The 18,000-nt window shown below is 42.3% G+C and carries 17 protein-coding genes; 5 read left to right on the top strand and 12 right to left on the bottom strand.

Annotated features, from left to right (window positions below; translation table 11 throughout):
• The first annotated feature begins 64 nt into the window (after window positions 1-64).
• Complete coding sequence (locus tag VE944_RS29050; RefSeq protein WP_324985643.1) at window positions 65-310, top strand: hypothetical protein; 246 nt, start codon at window positions 65-67, stop codon at window positions 308-310.
• A 255-nt stretch (window positions 311-565) separates the two neighbouring features.
• Here the strand turns inward: VE944_RS29050 and thyD are convergent, their stop codons facing one another.
• On the bottom strand, window positions 566-1,531 hold the full coding sequence (thyD, locus tag VE944_RS29045) for a thylakoid membrane protein ThyD (RefSeq protein ID WP_324985640.1): 966 nt from the start codon (window positions 1,529-1,531) through the stop codon (window positions 566-568).
• Between the two features lie 313 nt (window positions 1,532-1,844).
• On the opposite strand from thyD, the gene VE944_RS29040 reads away from it, so the two are divergent.
• A complete protein-coding gene (locus VE944_RS29040; RefSeq protein ID WP_324985637.1) occupies window positions 1,845-2,192 on the top strand; it encodes a hypothetical protein in 348 nt (115 codons plus the stop codon).
• Window positions 2,193-2,264: 72 nt separating this feature from the next.
• On the opposite strand, the gene VE944_RS29035 is transcribed toward VE944_RS29040, so the two are convergent.
• The 4 genes from VE944_RS29035 to VE944_RS29020 form a co-directional block, all read right to left on the bottom strand.
• A complete protein-coding gene (locus VE944_RS29035; RefSeq protein ID WP_324985634.1) occupies window positions 2,265-2,762 on the bottom strand; it encodes an FHA domain-containing protein in 498 nt (165 codons plus the stop codon).
• Window positions 2,763-2,955: 193 nt separating this feature from the next.
• Entirely contained in the window at window positions 2,956-5,466 is a 2,511-nt protein-coding gene (locus VE944_RS29030) for a heavy metal translocating P-type ATPase (protein WP_324985631.1), read from the bottom strand.
• Window positions 5,467-5,971: 505 nt separating this feature from the next.
• Window positions 5,972-6,247, bottom strand: coding sequence for a TM2 domain-containing protein (locus VE944_RS29025; protein ID WP_324985628.1), 276 nt, complete (start codon window positions 6,245-6,247; stop codon window positions 5,972-5,974).
• Window positions 6,248-6,753: 506 nt separating this feature from the next.
• Window positions 6,754-8,328, bottom strand: coding sequence for a CPBP family intramembrane glutamic endopeptidase (locus VE944_RS29020; protein WP_324985625.1), 1,575 nt, complete (start codon window positions 8,326-8,328; stop codon window positions 6,754-6,756).
• A 113-nt stretch (window positions 8,329-8,441) separates the two neighbouring features.
• Here VE944_RS29020 and VE944_RS29015 point away from each other — a divergent pair, with 113 nt between their 5' ends.
• On the top strand, window positions 8,442-9,140 hold the full coding sequence (locus VE944_RS29015; protein ID WP_324985696.1) for a Uma2 family endonuclease: 699 nt from the start codon (window positions 8,442-8,444) through the stop codon (window positions 9,138-9,140).
• 91 nt (window positions 9,141-9,231) lie between these two features.
• Here the strand turns inward: VE944_RS29015 and VE944_RS29010 are convergent, their stop codons facing one another.
• Window positions 9,232-10,362 (bottom strand): hypothetical protein, encoded by a 1,131-nt coding sequence (locus VE944_RS29010; protein WP_324985622.1) that lies wholly within the window; start codon window positions 10,360-10,362, stop codon window positions 9,232-9,234.
• A gap of 221 nt (window positions 10,363-10,583) precedes the next feature.
• Between VE944_RS29010 and VE944_RS29005 the strand changes: the two genes are divergently transcribed.
• On the top strand, window positions 10,584-10,766 hold the full coding sequence (locus VE944_RS29005) for a hypothetical protein (protein ID WP_324985619.1): 183 nt from the start codon (window positions 10,584-10,586) through the stop codon (window positions 10,764-10,766).
• A 265-nt stretch (window positions 10,767-11,031) separates the two neighbouring features.
• On the opposite strand, the gene VE944_RS29000 is transcribed toward VE944_RS29005, so the two are convergent.
• From VE944_RS29000 to sufB, 6 genes are all read right to left on the bottom strand, one after another.
• A complete protein-coding gene (locus VE944_RS29000; RefSeq protein ID WP_324985616.1) occupies window positions 11,032-11,664 on the bottom strand; it encodes a Uma2 family endonuclease in 633 nt (210 codons plus the stop codon).
• A 97-nt stretch (window positions 11,665-11,761) separates the two neighbouring features.
• Window positions 11,762-12,370, bottom strand: a complete 609-nt coding sequence (locus tag VE944_RS28995) for a hypothetical protein (RefSeq protein ID WP_324985613.1) — start codon at window positions 12,368-12,370, stop codon at window positions 11,762-11,764.
• Between the two features lie 103 nt (window positions 12,371-12,473).
• On the bottom strand, window positions 12,474-13,736 hold the full coding sequence (locus VE944_RS28990; protein WP_324985610.1) for a cysteine desulfurase: 1,263 nt from the start codon (window positions 13,734-13,736) through the stop codon (window positions 12,474-12,476).
• A gap of 14 nt (window positions 13,737-13,750) precedes the next feature.
• Complete coding sequence (gene sufD / locus VE944_RS28985) at window positions 13,751-15,124, bottom strand: Fe-S cluster assembly protein SufD (protein WP_324985607.1); 1,374 nt, start codon at window positions 15,122-15,124, stop codon at window positions 13,751-13,753.
• Window positions 15,124-15,915 carry a Fe-S cluster assembly ATPase SufC gene (gene sufC, locus VE944_RS28980; protein ID WP_193945662.1) on the bottom strand — a complete coding sequence of 264 codons (792 nt, stop codon included), beginning with the start codon at window positions 15,913-15,915 and terminating at the stop codon, window positions 15,124-15,126. Before sufC ends, sufD begins: the two co-directional genes overlap by 1 nt.
• 101 nt (window positions 15,916-16,016) lie before the next feature.
• On the bottom strand, window positions 16,017-17,456 hold the full coding sequence (gene sufB / locus VE944_RS28975) for a Fe-S cluster assembly protein SufB (protein WP_193945658.1): 1,440 nt from the start codon (window positions 17,454-17,456) through the stop codon (window positions 16,017-16,019).
• A 250-nt stretch (window positions 17,457-17,706) separates the two neighbouring features.
• Here sufB and VE944_RS28970 point away from each other — a divergent pair.
• Window positions 17,707-18,000, top strand: a 294-nt coding sequence (locus VE944_RS28970) for a helix-turn-helix transcriptional regulator (RefSeq protein WP_324985602.1), incomplete at its 3' end; no start/stop codon positions are given.

Genomic DNA, 18,000 nt, shown 5'->3' with positions numbered 1-18,000 from the left:
ATACCAACTCTCCATTCCTCATTTTCCATTCCCAATTCCCTATTCCCCATTCCCCATTCCAATCATGAAAGATAAATTATTAAATTGGCTAAACACGATTTTAGTCGCCGATGTTTTTTTGGTTTTGTTTGGCTTTATCTGGTTAGCGATCGCTGCGATCGGTGATTCTATTGGAGTAAACTTGGGTTTGGATTTGTGGCATAAACTGTGGCAACCCGTGTTTAACCCAGCGATCGGCATCCTTATGGGCGGTGCTATTCTCAGTGGTATTATCAGTTGGGTTTCCAAAAAATTTCTATCTAGTCAATAGTCAAGGGATTGGGTAATTCAATTTTAGATTTTAAATTGACGATAGCACAGCGTAAAGCCTTCTCTAAGAGAGGCTGCGCCTTAACCGTAGCTATGCTGAAGGCTTTACGGCATGGCTTCTCTACGAGACGCTGCGCGTAGCTTTCTTCTCCGTAGGAGTACGCTTAGAGCGAGTCTGCGAGCGTCTTTTAGATTCAAATTTAATTCAAAATCTAAAATCTAAAATCTAAAATTCCCACTCCCTACTCCCTTTCAACTATGTAAGAATTTGTCTTAATGCTGATTGCAAATTAGGATATTTGTACTCAAAACCTGTTTTCAGGGTGCGCTTGGGAAGGACTTGTTGACCTTCTAAAACTACCATAGCCCCGTCTCCTAAAAGAGCTTCGATCGCAAAACCAGGAACAGGCAACCAAGAAGGGCGATTCATCACTTGTCCCAAGGTTTGGCTTAAATCTGCCATTCTGACTGGGTTAGGGGCAGTGCCATTATATACACCTTTTATTTCTGGTTTGGTTAAAGCTTCCAGAATCAGGTTAACTAAATCGTCTACATGAACCCATGAGAACCACTGCCGACCACTGCCAATAGGTCCACCAGCGAACATTTTAAAAGGCGGAATCATTTTACCTAAAGCACCACCATTACCCAGAACAATTCCAAAACGCAGAATTACCAACCGTACACCAGCATCTTGTACCTTGCTCGCTTCTGCTTCCCAGGCTTGGCAGACTTGGGCGAGAAAATCGTTACCACATACACTTGTTTCATCAAAGGTTGCCGTTTCGCTGGTGCCGTAGTAGCCAATAGCCGAAGCGTTAATTAACACAGTTGGGAGGCAGCGCGTTGCGGGGGTTCCCCCCGTTGTATCGACTGCCGTTTTGGGGTTAGCGTTAGCTATTGCTTCAACTATTTTTTGTGTACCTAGCTTCCGGCTATTGAGGATTTCTTGTTTACGTTCTGGTGTCCAGCGTCCTTCGCCAATAGGTTCTCCTGCCAGATTAACTACGCCATCACAACTAGCGATGACACTTTGCCAAGAACCAGATGCATTTGGTGTATAAGCAACAATTTCTACATTTGGAAAAGCCTCGGATGGAAAAACCTTTTGAGCAAAGGTGGTGTTTCGAGTTAATACTACTATTTGATCACCTTTTGCATGGAGTTGTTGTACCAAACGACTACCGACAAATCCTGTTGCTCCAGTAATTGCGACTTTCATGTTCTACCTCAGCCAAACCTTTATTGTAAAGTTTTTGATCAAACTTTCAGCTGACGACACTTTTATTGTGGATAGAACAGATATGACTGTATACCTCGTAATGCCTGATTTCAAAAAACTTTGCTTTTTTAACAAAGTTTCGGGCTGTTACAAAACGTAATTGCGAATTGCGTTAGCGAGTCTTCTCCCAAGGGGAGACGCCAAAGGCGAACGAGCGTCGCGTCATTGCGAATTGCGAATTGGTTTAATCACTTTTCGTTTAGATACTTCAGTATTATAGGATGGACAGAGTGTTGCAAGGCGTGGGGCTATTATGGCTCGCTATACCTGTTCATTTACTGTTTCTGTTCCTAGTGACCATCTGTTGCCGTTACTTGTAGAACTTCTACAGGACTGTCAGTTGGATATTCAATACTACACTGGCGATTATATTATCGCTCGTGAGGTTCCGGGGCATGTTCCTTTTCCTAAATTGATCACAGTAGAAGTATTGATTGATAAATCAAAATCTACTGAAACAGAAACTCGGATGAGCATTGTGATTAAAAATGAAGAACTACCACTCCAACTAGATAATTACTGCCGACAAATGTTTGAAGCTATCAAGCAGTCTATTGAAAGTAGCCGCCATTGGCATTTGATTGAAAGTATTGCAGGATAGCTTTGGTGATTGAATTGACACTCCCACGCCTTCAAGCCGTGGGATTATCAAGTTGTTATTGGTAGTTATAATTCACTCTCCCACATCCTCTAAATCCTCGGCCATGCCGGGGTTTATTAATGTAATATCGTACTCACTCGAATCCGTTTGTCCCAAACGTTGAGTGTTTCTTAAAAGGTAATAAATAGCACGTACTTGAGGGCCAAAAACGATCTCATCTTCATTTCTGAGATCGTGAGCTGGTATTTTACGTCCATTAATCATCAAACCGTTGGAACTAGGCTTGCCTTTGGCATCGCCATCTACAATCCGGTAATAGTAGCTCTGACTATTATGATCTCGTGGCAATCTCACTAATGTGGCATGGCGGCGGGAGACAAACTGCGACATCAAACGGATATTACACTCACGATCTCTACCGATAGAGTAGACGGGGTGCTCCAGAGAAAATTCTTTGCGACCTTGATCGTCTTCAATAATCAGTAGATGGTTTTCATTGGTTTCTGCTGCCATTGACAAATTGGTGAAACTGTGATTAATCAATATATGTTTAGTATCGTATCTTGCCATTTTCGCGCACCATAAGTCTGTGGTGCTGATCTAAGTAAGCTTTAAAGTTGCATAATACCTTGAAAGAGTAGAACATATTCGTTCTACTCCACTAGCTATGATAGCTTTGGTAAGTTTCCCAAGAGGCTCTATGGGCTGCGTAAAAGCCTGACGGGGCAACTCAGTTTAATTTGAGATTGTTGAGATGCAAATTCTAGGGGTGATGAGCTAATCGCCGTAATAATATTGAGTTTGTAACGACGCTAACAGAGCTAAAAGCCATTAATGCAGCAGCACCAGAGGGGTTAAGAACAAAACCCAGACTAGGGAACAAAACGCCTGCTGCTAAAGGAATTCCAACTGTATTATATGCAAAAGCCCAGAATAAATTTTGGCGGATTTTGTTGAAAGTGGCGCGACTAAGCTGAATAGATTCGACGACATCGTTTAAGCGATCGCGCATTAGGACAATTTCAGCAGTTTCCATCGCCACATCTGTCCCGGAGTGTAAAGCAATTCCTACATCTGCCTGCGATAAAGCTGGAGCATCGTTGATTCCATCTCCTACCATTGCGACTACTGAGTGGATAGAGACGCGATTAATCGTGTCTGTACGGAGTGAGGAGTTAGGAGTTTTCTTTGTCCCCTTGTCTCCTTGTCCCCTTGTCCCTTTTAACTGGAGAGACTGTATTGCAGCCGCTTTTTTTGCTGGGGGAACACCTGCTATGACATCAGCACTATCTAATCCTAGTTGTTTGGCTATGGCATTAGCTGCTTCTTGGCGATCGCCACTGAGTAGCATTACCCGTAAGCCCATCTGACGCAATTTGTCTACGGTGGATTGGGCATCTGGTCTAAGGGTATCAGAAACAGCAATTAACCCAGCTAAAGTCCCACCAACAGCTACGCAAACGACTGTTTTACCATCTGTTGCCAAATCCTCTGCTACCTGTTGTGCAGTTTCGTTAATGGCAATGCCGTGCCAACTCAACCAGTCCCAGTTACCCAATAGTACAATTTTGCCCTCTACGACAGCAGATACCCCTAGTCCTGGTTCCGTGTGAAAGTCCACAGCCTCTGGAATAGATAAATGTTGCTGTTGTGCTTCTTGCTGAATCGCTTTTGCTAGGGGGTGGTGAGTACCGCTTTCTACGGCTGCTGCTAGTTGGATTAGGGAGTAGGGAGTAGAGAGTGGGGAGTGGGTTTCCATACTCCCTACTCCCCACTCCCCACTCCCCATTTCCTCAATTAACAGACAATCTGTAACGATGGGATTACCCGTGGTCAAAGTGCCGGTTTTATCAAAGACTACGGTGTTTAACTTGTGTACTTTTTCTAAAACATCGCCGCCTTTGATTAACAGACCCCGTTCTGCGCCCATAGCAGTCCCGACAAGAATGGCTGTTGGTGTGGCAAGTCCCAAAGCACAGGGACAGGCGACTACCATAACTGCGATCGCTAGTTTTAAACTAATTAATAAAGGGGAGTGGGGAGCTTCATGTGTAGCGTGGCCCATCATTTCCATGCCACCAGACATGCTGACATCAGTCCAGATGTGAGTGCCGAAAAAGTACCAAAAGACAAATGTTAATACAGATGCTGTCAGCACTCCATAAGTAAAGTAACCAGCTACTGTATCTGCTAATTTCTGTACTGGGGCTTTTCGAGTTTGGGCGGCTTCTACTAGGGCGACAATTCGAGCTAAAGTTGTATCACTTCCAGTCCGGGTTGTTTGAATAGCGATCGCTCCTGATTGGTTTAGCGTCCCTCCTGTCACCATATCGCCTGGTTGCTTAATTACTGGCACGGCTTCCCCAGTCAACATGGATTCATCCACCGTTGTTTTACCAACTACCACTTCACCATCGACAGGGATTTTATCACCTGGCAGCACTTGTACCCATTCACCAACACGCACCTGTTCAGCAGGAATCTCTACGCTAGAAGATCCCATTCCTCCTTTCTCTGGGTTGGCAATCAATCGTGCTACCTGTGGCTGGAGTGCTAGTAATTTCCTAAATGCAGCAGCAGCACGACCTCTAGCTTGTTGCTCTAATGTCCTTCCCAAAAGAATAAAGCCCAGCATCATCACTGGTTCGTCAAAGAAGCACTCCCAACCCATTTTCGGAAAGAGCAGCGCGACTAAACTAGCAATGTAGGCTGTCAGCGTTCCCAGTCCCACCAGGGTGTTCATGTTAGGCGCATTTCGCCGCCAGCCCAGCCAGCCATCTACTATAATCGGGCGACCAGGAATTAATAACGCTACTGTCGCCAGTCCACAGTGAAACCAGATGTTATTTAGCACTGGCAGCACTAAGCTACCAAGATTACCAAAATGTCCACTTCCTGACAATAATAGTAAGATTGCAGCGATCGCTAACTGCCTAACAGAAGAGCGCATTTCTCGGCGTTGTCGTTCTGCTGGGTCTGGTAAGGTAGATATCTCGCCTGCGATGCCATTAGGTTTTCGGGGTTGAGTCGGGAATCCAACGGCTGTTAATCTTTGTGCTAGTGCATCTGCATCTACCGCACCAGTTTCTGACTCTACAACTGCTACTTCTGTGGCCAGGTTCACACAGGCACTCTTGACTCCTGGATGTTGGGTTAGCTGTCGCTCTACTGCGTTCACACACCCCGCACACTTCATACCCCCAACATCGAGAATAATTTTCTCTAGGATTGGGTCAAATTCTGGGGCTAGCTTAGTTTTTGGGACAAGTTGCATGGCAAGTGTTTAGATTCGCTACAGAAATTCAACGCCTGAGTAAAAGCGTCTCTAATTTGAGCGTAGGCGAAATATGGAACTACGACTGTATGTCAACCCTATTAAATTTCTTAATTTATCGTATCTTGCTGAGGGTCAATGACGGCTCCAGCGTAAATAAGTCACATAAATAATAGCTACCACCTGCATTGGCATGATCGCAATCAGGCTTTTTAAGAAATAGTTGATTTCCAAATGAGACATAACGCTGAAATACCCTATGCCCAACAAGAAGAATATTGCCCAGTTAAGCTGTTTAGGTTTGAAAATGAGCATATCAATAAATCAGGAGTCAGAATACAGAATTATCTACCCATAAAGGGATAGAAGTTTAAGGCGAGGAAGAGAAGAGGCTACACTATCACCCACTCATACAAAATTCATACTGAATTCTGACTTCTGAGTTCTGAATTCTTCTTATAAAAAGAAATATAATCTGCCTCTAAGCATGAACTGCCTTCTTACACTAGAACCAGCCCTGTTTATTCACAAAGTAGGTATTTACAAATTCTTCAGGAGGCTTGTTCAAATAAATCATGCCTTCAATTAAACCTACAAGTAGCATGACTAACAAGGCAATACCATAAGTGAAAGAACCTCCGACTACAGAAATCACCAACATGGTAAAGCCTTCTGGAGCGTATCCTAGAATAAACTTATGAACCCCAAATCCTCCAAGGATAATGCCACAGTAACCAGCTAGAAGTTGTTTGGTAGGGTGAGTGGGGTTGAAATTTGACATAGTGCTGCTCCTTGATAAGTGAGGTATAAAAATAAAATCTTTATTGTAATCAAAGCAAATACATCTACTTGCTTAATACATATATTTTTAATTTTTTCAGTACAAGTAAGCCCCAAGAGAAATAACCAAAATCAGCATACTTTTCTTCTATTACAGAGGGTACGCTAAAATGTCTTCCGGCATAGCCGGAAAATCTGGCGCTCCTTAATAATTTTTGGTGGATTTGACGATCGCAAACCCTAGTGCAGCAATTTTGCAGATTTTTAAGTAAGACATTTATCTTGAGAGAAATGAACCTCACGAATCAGCGAAAACTGCTACACCACTTTTTACAAGTCCATCAGTATTATTTCCGGATTTTTTGCATAGGCGTAACCTGTCGTAGACATCGCTTCCACAGGGCATGAAACGCGATCGCACTAATCACAAGATATAACTAGTAATTGTTCTTACCTACGCAGATAAAATCAGATATTTTTATTTTTGGCAACAGTGCTTTTTTAGTGCTAATTGCTACCTAAGACAAATAGACTTAATAATGTACCACTATTCCAGAGGCTGTGAAGGAGCATAGGAGCCAGGAGGTTGCGCGATCGCGTGTAAACGACCCCTAAGACAATGCCCAATGCAGTGAGGGGGAGAATTTCTGACAAACTGAGGTGAGCGATCGCAAACAACAAACTACTGATCAGAATCGCTCCCCACACGGGTAAGTAGCGAGTCAGAGAGGGTAACAAAAAGCCGCGAAACAGAATTTCTTCAAAAAATGGAGCTGCGATCGCTGCTGTGGAGAAAAATATACCAAGTGCTACACCATCTTGGCTTTCCAGCGCTAATTGCAACAAAGGGTTACTACCACCCTGTCCTTGCCATAGCTGTTGATTGATCAAAGATACTACCACAACTATAGGTAAAGCCGCGCAATAGCCTCCCAGTCCCCACAAAAACCAATTATCTTGAAAACGGAAGCGAAACCAAAATTCTGGTAATGGAAAAAAGCGTTTGAGAGAGAAATACAGCACTAACAACGCACCCGATGCTACTAGAAAGTAACTAACTAAAACATAAAAAGCTTGAAGTCGCACATCACCCGCAGGCCGAGGGATGGGGAGCAGCGAGAGCAATAAAGGGACAAAAATTTGTCCCATGAAGAAAAAGCCGACGATAAAAACCTGCAAAATCGTTTCACCATCCCAAGGTGTTGACCAAGGGACATCAGAATTTTGAGCTAGTAACGAGGCTTTTCCTTTCAACAAGCGTTGAGCAATTAAGAAAATCAGCAATATTAAACCAGTTAAAGCTGCCAAAGTGGGGATAGTGCCAATAACTGCTAATTTGATCACCGCTTGAGCAGCAGATTCTTGTTGTGCAGCTTTAACTGCTGATAAAGCGTCTTGTCGTTGCTGGAGTTGGTATAGCTGAACCAAAGCAGTAGAGCGAAACCAACCTTCTAAATTCTTCTGAATCCGTTCTTGAGAATTTTGGAGCAGACGAGGAGGATTGCTCCATAGTCCACTTAATACAGCTGCGGTTTCTCCAGATTCTAGATTGATATCTGAGCGTTGTTGTAATTCGCTCCAAGTTTTGAGAGCTGTATCCGTCTGTCCTTGCTGTGCTTGTAAAATTCCCACGCGCAAGTCTAATTCAGCCAGTAATTTTTGTAATTGCTTAAGGGACTGCTGTAACTGTTGCTCTCCCTGTTTAGAAGTTTTAGTAGTGGGAGAAACATCCGGTAAAGGTTTCGGAGGTATGGGAGTGATTTCAGGTTGAGAGCGTAATTGTGCAAGTTTATTGTTAACTTTGTCTAAATTAGCTTCAACTGATCGACGCGCCTCTTGATACTGCTTTGTGGCGCCCTCCAGGGGTTGCTCACCAAGTATTGCTTCCTGAACGGCTTTGAGATTGTCATCACCACTATCTTCTGATTGCCAAGCTTGGGCTTGGAGAGCAATATTAGTTTGGTATAGTTCTAGGCGACTTTGGAACTGAGGTTCTTGCCAACTACTGAATAAAGCCGAAACTGCCAACAGAACTGCTATCGGCGTCAGTATAAAAATTAAAACTAATCGCTTGAGTGTCATCTATCCCTCTTTTACTAACCAATGGAGAGCGCGTCCCCCTTGGGAATTATCGCAAGAAAAAGTCAGAGGTGGATAGATATCATCAATATTATAAGTTTGCGCTTGCACCCACCATGTTAAATTACAACCCATTGCACTGCTTACCCTCCGCCGAGGATCTGCCCGATTCGGACGATGAACCTGTGGATAATCAACTACAACATTTGATTCCTGGCTTGCTAGAAGCCATCTTAGCTTGGCTGTGGACAAACCGGATGGATTGGTTTTTTGGGGTTGATATAGGGATATATTATGATCCCGAATTACCGCCGATTGTACCCGATGGGTTTTTAAGTTTAGGAGTCGAGCGAGTTTTTGATGAGAACTTACGTTTAAGCTATGTGTTGTGGGAAGAAAAGGTGATGCCAATTATGGCATTAGAAGTTGTTTCTCACAGACGGCGTGGGGAATACACCAGCAAAAAGAAACTTTATGCTGAGATGGAGATTTTGTATTATGTTGTTTACAATCCCCAACGTCGGAGAAAACCACCTTTAGAAGTTTATCGCTTTGTAAATGGTGAATATGTATTGCAGCCAGGAAATTTAGTTTGGTTATCAGAGATAGGTTTAGCAATTGGTTATGAACGGGGAACCTATCAGGGAATTACGCGAGATTGGTTGTATTGGTATGACAAACAAGGAGTTAGATATTTAACACCAGAAGAACGAGCGATCGCTGCCGAACAACGCGCTACCACTGCTGAAGAACGCGTTCAAAGACTAGCAGAAGAATTGCGAAGGTTGGGGATAGATCCAGATTCTTTGAGTTGATTTTGTGAGGTGCGATCGCTTTGATTACATTCTTACTAGTGATTGGATAAATTATCCTAAATCCTGTTACCTCCTATCACCCTCCGTTAACCTAGACAATACCGTAGATATCACAAAACTGAGTAAATTCGCTTCCTCCAAAGATTGTAGTCCCAATTGGGGTAAGGGTGGCAGTATTATTAAATTGAAAAGGAATAACACCAGGTGATGCACCTAACGTAACAGTTAGTGAGTCTAGCACCGAGAAAAGTCCTAGATTAGAATCAGTTAGCAATGCATTGCCTAAATTGTTGTTTACGACTTCAAAAGAGTCATTGGGATGAGAATAATTTGTGAGATAATCTTCAATGAAATTACCAAGGGGGATGACATCTTTGAAGGCGTTTGGGTCAATTTCATCGATATAATCCAAGTTGACGACGACATCAGCAACACTAGCACCATCAATAGGAAGTAAAATATCTTCTAATTGAAATGAGACAATATTGTTAATATCACCATTGGCTGTGCGGGTAATTGTGGTGTCAAATTGGAAAGGAATAATTTTTGGTGACACATCCAGATTAACGCTTAATGAGTCCAATACCCCAGATAGCCCTATATTGCTATCATTTAGTAATCCTTGGGTAAGGTCGCGATTGAGGACTTCATAAAGACCTGCTTCTACTGGATAATTTCCCAAGAAATCTTTAATGTAATTACCGATGGGTATGACATCTTTAAATACACTTGAGTCAATTCCATCAAGATAATCTAAATTAACAGTGACATCGGCAACTATACCACCATCAATTGGAGATGTAACGTCTTCTAAACGAAATGAAATAATATCGTTTATGTCACTATTTGGGGTACGAGTACTTGTGCTGTCAAATTGGAAAGGAATAATGGCAGGTGCGGCATCAAGATTCACACTTAAAGAGTCTAGCACCTCAGAAAGCCCTAGATTGTCATCAGTTAGCAGTTCTTCCGTGAGATTGCGATTGATAACTTCAAATAAGTCATTGGGATTATTTGGATAATTAGTCAGGTAATCTTTGATCTTATTAGCAATGGGTACGACATTTTTTAATTCACTTGGGTTCAGCCCATCGATATAATCCAAGTTAACTGTAACATCAGCAACTTCGTTATTCTCCACTTGAAGTCGAATGTCTTCTAACTTAAACGAAACTAAGTTAGATTTGCGTGTTCTGCTATCGAAAATGGATTCGTGTGACATAATCTAATTTTTTCAGACAATTTTCTCATTTTTTAATTCTTAGAATACCAAAGTTGGGTTAAATTTTCACATTCCTGTACATTAAAGTATTATTATCCACTTTAAAGAGTTCGTGTCATTGCCCCAAATCCCTTATAAAAGTAGGTTTTAGAGATGGACAATAATTGTTTAATGCACATCAAAACCAAAGAGGGATGCTTACGGCGGTAAACTACGTAGCAATGACAAACTTTGAACAGAGAAAAACCAAGACCAAGAAAGTACTTTGCGCCTTCTGTGGTAGCAATCGCGTTTTTGTAGTTTCCCCCGACGACTGGAATGGGAAACAAGCACTCGAAACAGAGCATTTAAAGCGGCTACTTTGCCCAGGCTGTGAAGGCATTGGATGGGTTATAGAACATTAACCTCAAAATCGCTGCTACCTTGTACAAAAATGCATACATACTGTAGACAATGACGAACGGCTGCGATCGCTAGCTAAAATCAATGCTGCTTATGAACAGGCAAAGTAGGCTGGTACAAATGCGGTAACTATAATTGGTAAACCATAATTACTGCAATTCTGATTTTGTTGTTTGTCTGGTAAAAGTTCACAATATAACCCGTAATTTCACCATACAATCCGGCAGACTGTAATCCAGATAATAGAGTAAAATACAATATGAATAACTATCCTATTTTATCCTTAGCCCAAACGCGAAATGATTTAAGTAAAGCAATTTCTCCTATACTTTTACTCTGCTCAATAAATCTGCTTATCTCACTCACTGAAACTATAGGGAAGGCAATACTAAACTTACACTCGACATATTGCCCTTCTATCAACTGATAAAATTTTAAATTTTGCCCGTCGTATCTCCAAAGTTCAGTTACACCCAACGCTGAATAAATCCCCAATTTGTTAACTGAACTACTGGTAATATCAATCTCAACTGCTAAGTCAGGTGGCGGATCATTTTCTAAATCTAAACTTTGCTTACCCCTAATGGCTAGTTCATTCTGGATATAATAGCAAGTATCTGGCTCTATTCCCCGCTTTGATATTTTCCGCTTCAATGTTGTAGAACCAGCGCTTCTAATTTCAATTCCTAATTCTTCAGCTAAAACTAGAATAAAACGGTCAAATTGAATTTTGGGGTTTTCATGTTCAAAAAGTGGAGTCATGATTTCTAAAACACCGCAGTCATAAGCAAAGCGAGAACCTCTATCTTCACCTGTATCTCTCAGCAAGGCTTCAAAGGTTTCCCAGCTAATGTTATGTAGCACTGTTCTTTGTTCAGCAGAGGTTGACTTGACAAGCATATTAAAATAATTCGTAATTCGTAATTCGTAATTCGTAATTAAGATTTCTAACGGGATTTAGACGCTACCACAAAACTTGTTAAATCTCCAGAATTAGTTAAAATACTTCTTCTGTCAGGATGTTAGATAAAATCCCGATAATTTTACCTATGTTATTAATATAATACTCGCTCAAGTCAATTTCAATCACTTGCCCAATAAGCTTCAAAAACTTCCAGTTAGTTCCAGTGGTGACAGTTCCATAAATTGCCTGAATGTTATTACCCTCACGTTCATTAAACAATTTAGCTGCTAACATTTCTGCTACACACTGACCTAATCCTGCATTGATATTTTCTTTTTTAGCTTCTACAATTGTGACAACTGGTGCATTCAGAATTAGTAATTCTGGTGAACGACTAATAATAAAATCGCAATTTCCATTTAAACCTTGTGCTAAGTCAACAGTAAAATCGATACCAGAAAATAAACTTATTTGATTATTTAAACATTTCCTTACAGCAATTAAAATAGGTGCAATAATCATCTCTGAACGGGATTTTTCAGTATTACTAGCAAGAGCTAAAGGTACATTTTCCCGCAATAGTTCTGCAAGTAATGATGGACACTCTACTTCTTGTACAGATGCAAATATATCAATTTTATCAGAAATAGTTAAGCCAAAAGTTTTTCTAACTCTGTCTAAAGTAAAGTCACTGTATGACACTTTAGTTACTCCTGTAAATAATCCAGATAATTAAATTGTGCCAACTATTAGCAAGATATGTTGCTGATATTTGGCACAATTAGTATCTAAATATTTTGTAACTCTAAGCAAGGAAACCTGCAAAGAAGTCGAGAGTTTCTTTCAGTGCTTTGATGAAAACATCAATTTCTTCGCGGGTGTTGTAGAAAGATAGACTTGCTCGTGCGGTTGCAGGAAGACCTAAGTAGCGGTGTAATGGTTGTGTGCAGTGGTGTCCAGAACGGATGGCAACGCCTTCTTGATCTAATAATGTAGATAAGTCGTTGGCGTGGACTTCCCCGGCTGTAAACGACGCGAGAGCGGCTCTACCTTCCCCTTTAGCATTTGGTTTGGGGCCGTAAATTCTAATTTGGGGAATTTGCTCTAATTGTTTGAACAAATAAGCTGTTAATTCTGCTTCGTAGGCGTGGATTTTATCCATGCCGATACTGTTAAGATAATCTATCGCAGCACCAAGTGCGATCGCTTCCCCAATTGCAGGTGTACCAGCTTCAAATTTATGCGGTAATTCTGCATAAGTTGAATGGTCTAAATACACTTCTGCAATCATCTCACCACCACCAAAAAATGGTGGCATTGATTCCAACAATTCCAACTTGCCATACAGAAATCCTATCCCAGTTGGAGCGCACATTTTATGACCAGATGCTACCAACCAATCACAATCTATCTTCTGCACATCTACAGGATAGTGAGGAACACTTTGGCAAGCATCAACTAAAAATTTAGCACCATATTTGTGTGCGATCGCACCAATTTCTTCTACTGGGTTAATACAACCCAGAGTATTAGAAATATGCACCACCGACACCAGCTTAGTTTTCTCGGAAATCAGCTTTTTAAACTGTTCCAAATCAAAAGTTTCTTCTGGTGTTAATTCAACAAATTTCAGTACTGCACCCGTTTTTTGTGCAATCAATTGCCAAGGCACAATATTACTGTGGTGTTCCATCACCGACAGAATAATTTCATCTCCCGGCTGCAAATTATTCATTCCCCAACTGTAGGCTACTAGGTTAATTGCCTCACTTGCGTTGCGGGTGTAGACGATTTCCTGACGCGATGCAGCATTGATGAATTTGGCAATCTTATCTCTAGCGCCTTCATAAGCATCAGTAGCTTTAGCACTTAGAGAATGGGCACCTCGATGCACGTTAGCATTATATTGCTCGTAATAGTCCCGCAAAGCATTTAATACGAATAAAGGCTTTTGCGATGTCGCAGCATTATCGAGATAAACCAGGGGTTTCTCGTTGACTTCCTGATGCAATATCGGGAAGTCAGCGCGAACTTTATCAGCAAGGGTTTTGGTAGGAGTGAAAGTCATTGGTAGATTAGTTATTACTCATTAGTCAGGGACTTGAGATTATTCACTGTGTTTAAAAGGATTTCTCGCAGAGAGGGAATCGGTATTTTGTTGATGACTTCGGCAGCGAAGGCGTTAATTAACAACTTCCGAGCATCGTTTTCATCAATTCCCCGACTTTGCAGATAAAATATTTCGTCATCTTCTAATTGGCTAACGGTAGCACCGTGAGCGCATTTGACATTATCGGCAGTAATTTCCAATTGGGGTTTGGTATCAACTCTGGCTTTAGACGATAGCAGCAAATTGCGATTCAACTGGGATGCATTTGTTAACTGCGCTAGTTTGGGTACAAAAACTTTACCATTGAAGACTGCGTGAGCGCGATCGCCTACAATACATTTATGCAATTGGTCACTTGTACCGTGAGGATAGTTAAGTGCGATCGCACTGTGAGTATCAGACAACTGCTTACCAGAAATTACCGTCAAACCATTGAGAGTAGTTTGTGTCTGCTCACCAGTTTGCAAAATTTCCAAATTATGCCGTGACAACTTTGCACCTAAAGTTATGGCATGACAAGTATATCGACTATCACGAGCTTGTGCGATCGCAGTTTTCCCAATATGAAAAGCCTCTGCACCTTCTTGCTCAATCCTAGTGTGAATCACTTGGGCATTGTCACCAACCCAAACTTCCGTAACCGCGTTAGTTAAGTAAACTCCTTCCTCTCGTGGGGTAGGCATCTTGCCTGCCACATACTCCTCAACCAACGTCACTTGCGAACCACTTTCCGCTACCACCAAACAACGCGGCTGTGAAATCGTCGCAGTCTCCCCCGCAACCGAAATAAACACCAAATGAATTGGCGTTTCAACTACCACATTCTTCTTCACCCACACCACAGCTGCATCAGTTATCCCAGCCGTATTGAGAGCAGTAAAAACCTCCTGCGCTCCCTCAGCTTGAGCTAAATACTGCTGTACATCTTCCTGCTCAACCGTAGACAAACCAGCCAAATTACTCACCACAATTCCAGATGGTAAATCTGAAACTGCGGATAACTCCGGCGCAAAAATGCCATTAACAAATACCAAACGACTATTAGCCGCCTCTGGCAAAATATCAAATTGCAAAGACGCGAATTTTCGCGTCTCTACATTATTAAATTGCACCTTTCGCAGAGACGACAAATCAGTAAATCGCCATTCTTCCTCGCGGGTAGTCGGGATAATGGAGTGACGTACCCAATTTGCAGCACTTTGGCGTAATTCCTGCAACCAACCTTCTGTTTTAGTTGCCGTTACTTGATTTAACAACCCAGTCAGATAATCATCTCTATCTAACATCGATGTCAAACTAACTGCATTTGAATTAGGTATTGGACTAGGAGATACTTCAATATTCATTACACACCCACCTCAGCAGCTGCAAATTCTTCTAGCACCCAGTCATAACCGCGAGACTCTAATTCCAGCGCTAGTTCTTTACCACCACTGGTGATAATCTGCCCCTGTGCCATCACATGGACAAAATCAGGCACAATATAATCGAGTAATCGTTGGTAGTGAGTAATCAAAATTGTAGAATTTTCTGGACTTGCCAGTTGATTTACCCCATTCGCCACAATTCGGAGCGCGTCAATATCCAAACCCGAATCTGTTTCATCCAAAATTCCTAACTTTGGTTCCAGTAGCGCCATTTGCAGAATTTCATTCCGCTTTTTCTCACCACCAGAAAACCCTTCATTCAAACTCCGACTAAGAAAACTGGGATTCATCTTCACCACATCCAGCTTTTCCTCAATCAAATCGTCAAAATCAAAAGCGTCTATTTCCTCTAAACCTTGCGCCTTGCGCCGGGAATTGTACGCCACCCGTAAGAAATCCAAATTGCTCACACCCGGAATTTCTAACGGATACTGAAACGCCAAAAACACACCACTTCTAGCGCGTTCTTCCGGTTCCAACTCCAGTAAATTTTGCCCCTGGAAAATCACTTCACCGCCAGTTACCTCATACGCCGGATGCCCAGCCAACACCTTAGAAAAGGTACTCTTACCAGAACCATTCGGCCCCATGATCGCATGAATTTCACCCGATCGCACCTCCAGATTCACACCTTTCAAAATCGGTGTCCCATCAACATTAGCCGTCAGATTCCTAACTGACAGCACAACTTCACTATTTTCAATAATCATCTTCTCTCCCTTCTCTGCGCTCTTGGCGTCTTGGCGGTTCGTCATTCTTCCAAAAGATAAACACAGAACGCCGATGTCCCTGTGTTTATCCTTGCTTCCATTTATCCAACACTGCCTTCCAACTTCAAACTCAACAACTTATCAGCTTCCACAGCAAACTCCATCGGTAGCTGATTGAAAACATCCTTACAGAAGCCGCTAATCATCATCGAAATAGCATCTTCAGAAGAAATACCCCGTTGAGCAAAGTAAAATAACTGATCTTCCCCAATCTTAGAAGTAGAAGCTTCATGCTCCACCTTCGCACCGTTATTTTGCACCTGAATATAAGGGAAAGTGTTGGCATGGGCATTATCCCCAATCAGCATTGAGTCACACTGAGAATAATTTCTCGCCCCTTTCGCCGTCGGATTAACTTTCACCAAACCCCGGTAACTATTACTAGAATTACCTGCGGAGATTCCTTTAGAAATAATTGTACTGCGGGTATTCTTGCCTACGTGAATCATCTTACTGCCTGTATCGGCTTGCTGCTGATGATTTGTCAGCGCCACCGAGTAAAACTCACCCACAGAGTTATCACCCACCAACACACAGCTAGGATATTTCCAAGTAATTGCCGAACCTGTTTCTACTTGAGTCCAGGAAATCTTGGAGTTTACGCCCTGACACAAACCGCGCTTGGTGACAAAGTTGTAAATACCGCCTTTACCATTGGCATCCCCAGCGTACCAGTTTTGCACAGTGGAGTATTTAATTTCGGCGTTGTCGAGAGCGACGAGTTCCACAACTGCGGCGTGCAATTGGTTGCTATCATACATCGGTGCAGTGCAACCTTCAAGGTAAGAAACATAACTACCTTCTTCAGCGACAATCAAAGTCCGCTCAAATTGTCCCGTATCACCAGAGTTGATGCGGAAGTAGGTAGACAGTTCCATTGGGCATTTTACGCCTTTAGGAATATAGACAAAAGAACCATCGCTAAATACGGCGGCGTTTAAGGCGGCAAAATAATTGTCAGCTATGGGAACAACGCTACCCAAATATTTTTTAATCAGTTCTGGGTGTTCTTGCAACGCTTCCGAAAACGAACAGAAAATAACGCCATCTTCCGCTAGCTTTTCTTTAAATGTAGTGGCAACAGAAACGCTATCAAAAATTGCATCGACGGCGACATTTGCCAGTCGTTTCTGTTCAGATAGAGAAATGCCTAACTTCTCGAAGGTTTCTAAAAGGGTTGGATCAACTTCATCCAAGCTGTTTAGTTTTTCTTTCTTGCGTTTTGGCGCTGAGTAATAAATGATATCCTGATAATTGATTGGCGGATACTTGACATTCGGCCAAGTTGGTTCCGTCATTTTTTGCCACTGGCGATAAGCTCTGAGGCGAAAGTCCAGCATGAATTGCGGCTCGTTCTTCTTAGAGGAGATCAAGCGGATAACGTCCTCGTCTAGTCCACGCGGTATGGTGTCGGACTCAATGTCTGTGACAAAGCCGTACTTGTAGGGTTGGTTGACTAAGGTTTTGACAGTGGCACTCATCAGTAATAATCTCTCGTGTTCGGAACTTGAATCTCTCTATAAGGATGGGAGACGGGGTTTCTTTAGCCGATTCCCATCTACCGTTACGGAATGGTTACACGGCTGCTAGAATAGTGGTGGAGAGTAAAACAACAGCTATGTTGTTTAATCTATCTTCATTTTACGCTAAATTAACAACAACAATGTTGTCAAAGTCAAATTTTCAAATAAATTTTTGGGACGTTCGCTGAACGTCTCGCACCACATGAAGATGGCGACTACCCACCAGTCCTCAACCAAGGAAGATATCCTAGAATATCTGCACAAACACGAAAAAGCAACGGCTTTGGAGCTAGCTGAAGTTTTAGACGTTACCCCCCAAGCGATTCGTCGCCATCTCAAAGATTTGGAGACGGAGGAGCTAGTTTTGTATTCTACATCAGTGCAGGCGGCGGGCATGGGGCGGCCGCAGCACCTTTATCAACTGAGTCGTCAAGGACGCGATCGCTTGCATCGAACAATGAGCGATCGCTTTGGTGATGGCCACGGAAATTTTGCGGTTTCG

The sequence above is a fragment of the Nostoc sp. genome (genome assembly GCF_035638895.1).
Classification (GTDB): domain Bacteria; phylum Cyanobacteriota; class Cyanobacteriia; order Cyanobacteriales; family Nostocaceae; genus Nostoc.
The sequence above is the reverse complement of the archived record's forward strand: the minus strand, read 5'-3'. Positions and strand labels throughout refer to the sequence as shown.

What these genes read in the sequence shown, in the direction of transcription:
- VE944_RS29050 (WP_324985643.1), top strand. Translation starts at nt 65, where the DNA reads ATGAAAGATAAATTATTAAATTGGCTAAACACGATTTTAGTCGCCGAT.
- thyD (WP_324985640.1), bottom strand. Translation starts at nt 1,531, where the DNA reads ATGAAAGTCGCAATTACTGGAGCAACAGGATTTGTCGGTAGTCGTTTG.
- VE944_RS29040 (WP_324985637.1), top strand. Translation starts at nt 1,845, where the DNA reads ATGGCTCGCTATACCTGTTCATTTACTGTTTCTGTTCCTAGTGACCAT.
- VE944_RS29035 (WP_324985634.1), bottom strand. Translation starts at nt 2,762, where the DNA reads ATGGCAAGATACGATACTAAACATATATTGATTAATCACAGTTTCACC.
- VE944_RS29030 (WP_324985631.1), bottom strand. Translation starts at nt 5,466, where the DNA reads ATGCAACTTGTCCCAAAAACTAAGCTAGCCCCAGAATTTGACCCAATC.
- VE944_RS29025 (WP_324985628.1), bottom strand. Translation starts at nt 6,247, where the DNA reads ATGTCAAATTTCAACCCCACTCACCCTACCAAACAACTTCTAGCTGGT.
- VE944_RS29020 (WP_324985625.1), bottom strand. Translation starts at nt 8,328, where the DNA reads ATGACACTCAAGCGATTAGTTTTAATTTTTATACTGACGCCGATAGCA.
- VE944_RS29015 (WP_324985696.1), top strand. Translation starts at nt 8,442, where the DNA reads ATGTTAAATTACAACCCATTGCACTGCTTACCCTCCGCCGAGGATCTG.
- VE944_RS29010 (WP_324985622.1), bottom strand. Translation starts at nt 10,362, where the DNA reads ATGTCACACGAATCCATTTTCGATAGCAGAACACGCAAATCTAACTTA.
- VE944_RS29005 (WP_324985619.1), top strand. Translation starts at nt 10,584, where the DNA reads ATGACAAACTTTGAACAGAGAAAAACCAAGACCAAGAAAGTACTTTGC.
- VE944_RS29000 (WP_324985616.1), bottom strand. Translation starts at nt 11,664, where the DNA reads ATGCTTGTCAAGTCAACCTCTGCTGAACAAAGAACAGTGCTACATAAC.
- VE944_RS28990 (WP_324985610.1), bottom strand. Translation starts at nt 13,736, where the DNA reads ATGACTTTCACTCCTACCAAAACCCTTGCTGATAAAGTTCGCGCTGAC.
- sufD (WP_324985607.1), bottom strand. Translation starts at nt 15,124, where the DNA reads ATGAATATTGAAGTATCTCCTAGTCCAATACCTAATTCAAATGCAGTT.
- sufC (WP_193945662.1), bottom strand. Translation starts at nt 15,915, where the DNA reads ATGATTATTGAAAATAGTGAAGTTGTGCTGTCAGTTAGGAATCTGACG.
- sufB (WP_193945658.1), bottom strand. Translation starts at nt 17,456, where the DNA reads ATGAGTGCCACTGTCAAAACCTTAGTCAACCAACCCTACAAGTACGGC.